The 5,447-nt window shown below is 72.8% G+C and carries 4 protein-coding genes; 3 read left to right on the top strand and 1 reads right to left on the bottom strand.

Annotation, left to right across the window (positions count from 1 at the left end):
* Positions 1–26: 26 nt before the first annotated feature.
* Both CCS38_RS17555 and CCS38_RS17550 read left to right on the top strand, forming a co-directional pair.
* On the top strand, positions 27–1,538 hold the full coding sequence (locus CCS38_RS17555) for an APC family permease (protein ID WP_223734226.1): 1,512 nt from the start codon (positions 27–29) through the stop codon (positions 1,536–1,538).
* Positions 1,539–1,571: 33 nt separating this feature from the next.
* Positions 1,572–2,693 (top strand): MBL fold metallo-hydrolase, encoded by a 1,122-nt coding sequence (locus tag CCS38_RS17550; RefSeq protein WP_223734225.1) that lies wholly within the window; start codon positions 1,572–1,574, stop codon positions 2,691–2,693.
* A gap of 9 nt (positions 2,694–2,702) precedes the next feature.
* Here CCS38_RS17550 and dusB read toward each other — a convergent pair whose 3' ends face one another.
* On the bottom strand, positions 2,703–3,842 hold the full coding sequence (gene dusB, locus CCS38_RS17545) for a tRNA dihydrouridine synthase DusB (protein WP_223734224.1): 1,140 nt from the start codon (positions 3,840–3,842) through the stop codon (positions 2,703–2,705).
* 146 nt (positions 3,843–3,988) lie between these two features.
* Here dusB and CCS38_RS17540 point away from each other — a divergent pair, with 146 nt between their 5' ends.
* Complete coding sequence (locus CCS38_RS17540) at positions 3,989–5,446, top strand: MFS transporter (protein ID WP_223734223.1); 1,458 nt, start codon at positions 3,989–3,991, stop codon at positions 5,444–5,446.
* Position 5,447 lies beyond the last annotated feature (1 nt).

Here is a 5,447-nt window from a genome sequence, read left to right as displayed (position 1 = left end):
CATCATCCCCGCCCCAGGAGCCTGGCATGGCCATCGACCCACGCGCTCCCGCCGCCCGCCCGTCGGGCGCGGCACCGCCCGCGACCCCGCAACCCCGCATCGGCGTCCCCGGCATCGTCTTCTTCATCATCGCCGCCTCGGCACCGCTCACCGTCGCGGCCGGCGGCATCCCGCAGTCCCTCGGCATCACCGGCGTCCTCGGCATCCCGCTGCTCTACCTGCTGGTCGCGGCCCTGCTGGCGGTCTTCAGCGCGGGCTACGCCGCGATGAGCCGGCACATCACCGGCGCCGGCGCCTTCTACGCCTACGCGGCACACGGCATCGGCCGCACCGCGGGCGTCGCCGCCGCCTTCGTCGCACTGGTCTCCTACAACGCGATGCAGGTCGGCATCGCCGGGCTCTTCGGCGCCACCACCGCCGACTTCCTGAAGGCCCGCACCGGCCTGGACGTCCCCTGGTGGGCACTGGTGCTGGCCGCGACGGCGCTGGTCGGGGCGCTGGGCTACCGGCGGGTCGACGTGGGCGTGAAGGTACTCGCCGTACTGATCGTCATCGAGTCCGGGACCGTACTGGTCTTCGACATCGCGCAGTTCGGGCACGCCCCGCAGGGCGTCTCGCTCGCCCCGCTCACCTGGCACGCGGCCACCGACGGCGCACTCGGCGTCGCCCTGTGCTGCATCTTCGCCGCCTTCATGGGCTTTGAATCGGCGGCGCTGTACGGCGAGGAGTGCAAGGACCCGCGGCGCACGATCGGCCGCGCGACCTACACCGCGCTCGCCCTCATCGGCGTCTTCTACGCCGCCACGGCCTGGGCGATGATCAGCGGCGCCGGGGACGGGCGCGCGGTGCGCTACGCCGCCGCGCACGGCCCGGAGATGATGTTCGCGCTCGGCGCGGACAGCCTCGGCCCGCTCTTCTCCGACCTGGCGCAACTCTTCCTGATCACCTCCCTGATCGCCGCGCTGCTCTCCTTCCACAACGCGGTGGCCCGGTACGTGCGTTCCCTCGGCCGCGAGGGCGTACTGCCGCGCGGCCTGGGCGCGCTGCACCCCCGGTACGGCTCCCCGGCGCGCGGCTCGCTCGTGCAGACCGCGGTGACCGTGGCCGTGACCGCCCTCTTCGCGCTGGCCGGGCGCGACCCGGTGGACGACGTCTTCACCTGGCTCACCAACCTCGGCGCGCTGGGCGTCATCCTGCTGCTGCTCGTCACATCGGTGGCGGTGATCTGCTACTTCGCGCGCCGGGACGGCCGCCGTACGGACGAGGGGCGGGACGGCCGCCGTACGGACGAGGGAGTCTGGCAGCGGCTGATCGCTCCCGCCCTCTCCGCCGCGGCCCTCGCCGTGATCTTCTACCTCGCCCTCACCACCTTCGAGGTCCAGCTCGGCGTCGGCCCCGGCAACCCGCTGCGCTGGATCCTCCCCTCCCTGGTGCTCGTGGCCGCCGTACTGGGCGTCGCCTGGGCCCGCTACCTGCGTGCGGCGCGCCCCGCCGCGTACGCCGCGATCGGCACCTGCGCCACGAGCGACACGCCCTGACCACAGCCCCGTTCCCTTCCGAGGAGTTCACCTGTGCCCGAACAGCCCGTGTCCCGCCGCCGCCTCCTCGCCGCCACCGGCGCCGCCACGCTCGCCGGCGGAGCCGCAGCGCTGGGAGCGTCCCCCGCGGCCGCCGCATCCGCCGCGCCCCGCGTCCGCCCGCTCGACGGCCCCCGCCTCGTCCTGCTCGGTACCGCGGCGGGCCCGCCCCCGGAGCGGACGCGGCGCGGCATCGCCAGCGCGCTCGTCGTGGACGGCCGTACGTACGTGATCGACTGCGGCCGCTCGGCCGTGACCCAGTACCAGCTCGCGGGCCTGAAGCTGGCCGACCTCGAGTCGATCTTCCTGACGCATCTGCACGCCGACCACCTCGCCGACTACTACAACTTCTTCCTGCTCGGCGCGCAGCTCTCCAACGACGAGGGCGACCTGATCACCGAGCCGGTGGACGTGTACGGCCCGGGCCCGGCCGGTGCGCTGCCGCCCGCCTTCGACAACGAGAACCCGCCGGTCGTCGCGCCGCACCACCCCACCCCGGGCCTGCACCGGCTGACGGAGAAGCAGATCGAGGCATTCGCGTACAGCACCAACGTCTTCATCCGGGACTCCGGCATCGCGGACCCGCGCACGCTCATCCGCACCCATGAGATCGAGCTGCCGGAGGGGACGGGCGCGCACCCGCTCGGCCCGACCGCGCCGCCCATGGAGCCCTTCGAGGTGGCGGACGACGGGACGGTCCGGGTGACGGCGATCCTGGTGGATCACGGGCCGGTGTTCCCGTCGTACGCGTTCCGCTTCGACACCGCGTACGGGTCGGTGGTCTTCTCCGGCGACACGGTCAGGCACGACAACGTCGTACGGATCGCCCGGGGCGCCGACCTCCTCGTGCACGAGGTGATGGACGCGGACTTCTACCGGGCGGCCGGGCTGCCGCCGGCCTATCTGGACCACATGCTGCAATCGCACACCGACGTCACGGAGGTCGGCCCGATCGCGGAGGCCGCGGGCGTCGACACCCTCGTGCTGAGCCACATCTGCCCGGCCGACCCGAAGCATGTCTCCTCGGCGGAGTGGCGCCGCCGCGCGGGCAAGGGCTTCTCGGGGCGGGTCATCGCGGGCGAGGACCTGCAGCAGATCCCGCTGCCGGGGCGCTGACCAGCGCGCTCAGCCGCCCGAAGTATCCAGCTCCGCGTCCGCGCTCACGCCCGCGCAGTCGTACGGGTCGTCCAGCCAGCCGTCCGGGAGGACGACCTTGTTGCGGCCCGAGGTGCGGCCGCGCGGGCCGTCGGCGCCGGCCGGCCAGGGCTGGTCGAGGTCCAGCTCGGCGAGGTGGTCGGCGAGCTCGGCGAGGGAGGAGGAGACGGCGAGCTTGCGGCGCATCTCCGAGCCGACCGAGAAACCCTTGGTGTACCAGGCGACGTGCTTGCGGAAGTCGATCACACCGCGCGCCTCGTCGCCCAGCCACTCACCGAGGAGCGTCGCGTGCCGGACCATGACCTCGGCGACCTCCTTCATGGTCGGCCGCGCGTAGTCCTCCTCGCGGCCCTCGAAGGCGGCCACCAGGTCGCCGAAGAGCCAGGGGCGGCCGAGGCAGCCGCGGCCGACGACCACGCCGTCGCAGCCGGTCTCGCGCATCATCCGCAGCGCGTCGTCGGCGGACCAGATGTCGCCGTTGCCGAGCACCGGGATGTCACTGACCGCGCCGACGTGCTCCTTCAGGCGCGCGATGGCGTCCCAGTCGGCGGTGCCGCCGTAGTGCTGGGCGGCGGTACGGCCGTGCAGCGCGACCGCCGTCACGCCCTCCTCGACGGCGATCCGCCCGGCGTCGAGGTAGGTGATGTGGTCGTCGTCGATGCCCTTGCGCATCTTGATCGTGACGGGCAGCGAACCGGCGTTGCCGACCGCCTCGCGCAGGATCGAGCGCAGCAGGTTGCGCTTGTACGGAAGGGCCGAGCCGCCGCCCTTGCGCGTCACCTTCGGGACCGGGCAGCCGAAGTTCAGGTCGATGTGGTCGGCCAGGTCCTCTTCCGCGATCATGCGGACGGCCTTGCCGACGGTGTCCGGGTCGACCCCGTACAGCTGGATCGAGCGCGGCTTCTCGCTCGCGTCGAAGTGGATCAGCTGCATGGTCTTCTCGTTGCGCTCGACCAGCGCCCGCGTGGTGATCATCTCGCTGACGAAGAGGCCCTTGCCTCCCGAGAACTCCCGGCACAGGGTCCGGAAGGGCGCGTTGGTGATCCCGGCCATCGGCGCGAGCACCACCGGGGGCTGCACGCTGTGCGGGCCGATCTGCAGCGAGGACATCTGAAGCGGGTTCCTTCGACGGGTACGAGGGGGTACGCGGACGGGTACGGCCTCCCATTGTCGCGCACGCGACGGGACACCCGGACCGGGACCGGTCGGCCGCCCCTCCCAGGGTCCCCCACAGCAATTCGTTGTAGCGTTCAATTATGTCCGAGCTCACCCACCGGCGGCGGATGCTGGTGCTGGCGATCTGCTGCATGAGCCTGCTGATCGTCAGCCTGGACAACACCGTCCTCAACGTCGCCCTGCCCTCCCTCCGCCGCGACCTGCACGCCTCCGTATCCGGTATGCAGTGGACCATCGACGCCTACACCCTCGTCCTGGCGTCGCTGCTGATGCTGGCCGGGTCCACGGCGGACCGGCTCGGCCGCCGCCGGGTCTTCCAGACCGGCCTGGTCGTCTTCACCCTCGGCTCGCTGCTGTGCAGCCTCGCGCCGAGCCTGCCGTGGCTGGTGGCGTTCCGGATGGTGCAGGCGGTGGGCGGCTCGATGCTCAACCCCGTGGCGATGTCGATCATCACCAACACCTTCACCGAGCCGCGCGAACGGGCCCGCGCGATCGGCGTGTGGGGCGGCGTGGTCGGCCTGAGCATGGCCGCGGGGCCGGTGGTCGGCGGGCTGCTCGTGGAGGCCGTCGACTGGCGGGCGATCTTCTGGATCAACGTACCCATCGGACTGCTCGCGCTCTTCCTGACCATCCGCTACGTCCCGCACTCCCGCGCGCCCCATCCCCGCCGCCCCGACCCCGTGGGCCAGCTGCTGGTCGTCCTGCTGCTCGGCTCGCTGACGTACGCGATCATCGAGGCGCCCGAGGCGGGCTGGGGCTCGCCGCTGATCATGGGCTGCACCGCGCTCGCCGTGCTGTCCCTCGTGGGGCTGATCGGCTACGAGCGGCGGCGCACCGAACCGCTGATCGAGCTGCGCTTCTTCCGCAGCGCGCCCTTCAGCGGCGCCACGGTCATCGCCGTGAGCGCGTTCGCCGCGCTCGGCGGCTTCCTCTTCGTCAACACGCTCTACCTCCAGGACATCCGCGGCCTCTCGGCGCTCGAAGCGGGCCTGTACATGCTGCCGATGGCGGCCATGACGCTGATCTTCGCGCCGTTGTCCGGGCGGCTGGTCGGCGCCCGCGGGCCACGGCTGCCGCTGCTGCTCGCCGGTACGGGCATGGTGCTCAGCGGCGTCCTCTTCGCCGGCTTCGAGGCGGAGACCAGCACACCGCTGCTCTTCACCGGTTACGTGCTCTTCGGTATCGGCTTCGGCCTGGTCAACGCGCCGATCACCAACACCGCGGTGTCCGGGATGCCGCGCGCGCAGGCCGGGGTCGCCGCCGCGGTGGCCTCCACCAGCCGCCAGGTGGGCCAGTCGCTGGGCGTGGCCGTGATCGGCGCGGTGCTGGCGAGCGGCGCCGGAGCGGCCGCGACCGACGAGCGGTTCGCCGCCGCCGGCCGCCCCGCCTGGTGGATCATCACCGGCTGCGGCCTGGCCGTCCTCCTCGTCGGCGCCCTGACCAGCGGCCGCTGGGCCCGGGAGACGGCCCGCCGGGCGGCCGACCAGCTGGCACAGGCCCCGGCGAGCCGACCGGCCGCCAGCCGCCAGCAGACCTAGC

This window comes from Streptomyces purpurogeneiscleroticus, assembly GCF_020024005.1.
GTDB classification, from domain to species: domain Bacteria; phylum Actinomycetota; class Actinomycetes; order Streptomycetales; family Streptomycetaceae; genus Streptomyces; species Streptomyces purpurogeneiscleroticus.
The sequence above is the reverse complement of the archived record's forward strand: the minus strand, read 5'-3'. Positions and strand labels throughout refer to the sequence as shown.

What these genes read in the sequence shown, in the direction of transcription:
- dusB (WP_223734224.1), bottom strand. Translation starts at nt 3,842, where the DNA reads ATGTCCTCGCTGCAGATCGGCCCGCACAGCGTGCAGCCCCCGGTGGTG.
- CCS38_RS17540 (WP_223734223.1), top strand. Translation starts at nt 3,989, where the DNA reads ATGTCCGAGCTCACCCACCGGCGGCGGATGCTGGTGCTGGCGATCTGC.
- CCS38_RS17555 (WP_223734226.1), top strand. Translation starts at nt 27, where the DNA reads ATGGCCATCGACCCACGCGCTCCCGCCGCCCGCCCGTCGGGCGCGGCA.